Here is a 1,589-nt window from a genome sequence, read left to right as displayed (position 1 = left end):
CGTATCCAATCCGATTAATAGTAATTACCTTTAAATCATCCTCCACCAAGGAATACAAAAAACAATATATTGACAAAATTTATACAGTATTCTAAGATCAAATACGATTCATAACACACCGCCAAAACTTAACAGGTCCTCGCTCCACAAGTTAACAATTTAATATAATAGGCTTTGACAGCAATGGTTCCATACCTAATATCCTTCTTCTACGGTATTTGCCTGCTTTTATCCTTAATGGGTTGGGGGAAATTCCTCAACCACATTCTTTTTCCCAACCAGCGAACGGACTGGGGACAAAGAGCCGCTTGGGGTCTAGCCTTTAGCCTTATAATAGGCGGTGTATTAAACGCAACTTGGAATATCTCGCCACCCACAATTTTAATTTTTTTAGGTTTGGGACTCATTTATTGTCTAGTAGATTTGGTAAATCACAGACAATCAATCGCCAGCAATCTCTCACAGCTATTTCAAGAAAGTCGCCAAGATAAAATAATCTTAGCAGGCATTGCGACTGTCAGCCTACTGATTTTAATCCAATACGCGGGATGGGTGTATACAGGCAGACTCAACTTTGCCAACATGGTGTATGCTGACGGGTTTAATACCAGCGATGACTACCACGCTTACTTAGTATTTCCCCACAAAATGCTGCAACTCGGTTCTATGGGCCTAGAGCCTTTTAGCGAAAGAAGAATAGTATCTTTGGGGGGACAGTCATTTCTGCATACTTTCATTGTCAGCGTACTTTCTGACACTAATTTAAACATCATAGACCCGGGTTTGGCGCTGATAATTACGATCGGACTAATTATCGGATTTTTTAAAGAAAATCCAGCCTCGACTAGACGAGTAATATTTACAATTTTAGTTGTCCTCTTGATTGCTGCCCCTAAGGCCAACACTACAAGTGTTATGCTGCCTGTCGCTTTATTTTTAAGTTTATTTAGAACCCTGGACAGCAAAGCAATAGACCGCCACTCTTGGGTTTCCAATGCTTGTATTATCGCTTTAATCACCGCCGCAATTTGTACGTTAAAATCTTCTCTAATTCCCGCCTCTGCTAGTGTATTTGCCGTTAGCTATCTTTGCTATTTCATGAGTTCAAATACTAAAATAAAAGTTGTATGGGAATTCGGGCTGGCAACAGTATTAGTAGGAATCTTTATCATACCTTGGATGATTTCTTTGTATCAATCTTCAGGTACTTTATTGTATCCTATTTTGGGAAAAGGCTATCACGCATCCGCCTACGGAATTACTTTTAAATCAGGTTCGACACTCTTGGGGACTGTTAAAATAGCCCTCGCCGCATTCAGAGGTATTTACGTTTTTATACTGATATTGCTCGGCTGCTTGAGCTTAAGTATCCGACCTCTGAAATTTGCTAATTTACCCGCAGAATCCTCGTTCTCGAACCGCCAAGCACCTTTATCTATGACAGGGGGAGCGCTAGTGGCAACTGTTGTGGTAGGCGTACTTACCGAAAATGCCGACCCTTTTCGCTATTCATTCTCTCACCTGTTTCCGGCAATTATCATATTAATTATGATCGCCATGACAGATACAGGAGGGTTAAATAAAAACGG

The 1,589-nt window shown here is 40.5% G+C and carries 1 protein-coding gene; it reads left to right on the top strand.

Annotated features, from left to right (window positions below):
* Positions 1 to 183 precede the first annotated feature (183 nt).
* Positions 184 to 1,589: hypothetical protein (locus tag QUB33_RS29415; protein ID WP_333358207.1), on the top strand; the 1,406-nt coding region annotated here is incomplete at its 3' end.

Origin of the sequence: Microcoleus sp. B3-A4 (assembly GCF_036705385.1) — a bacterium.
Lineage (GTDB): Bacteria > Cyanobacteriota > Cyanobacteriia > Cyanobacteriales > Microcoleaceae > Microcoleus.
Note: the sequence above shows the minus strand (reverse complement) of the source record. Positions and strands in the feature narration are given on the sequence as shown.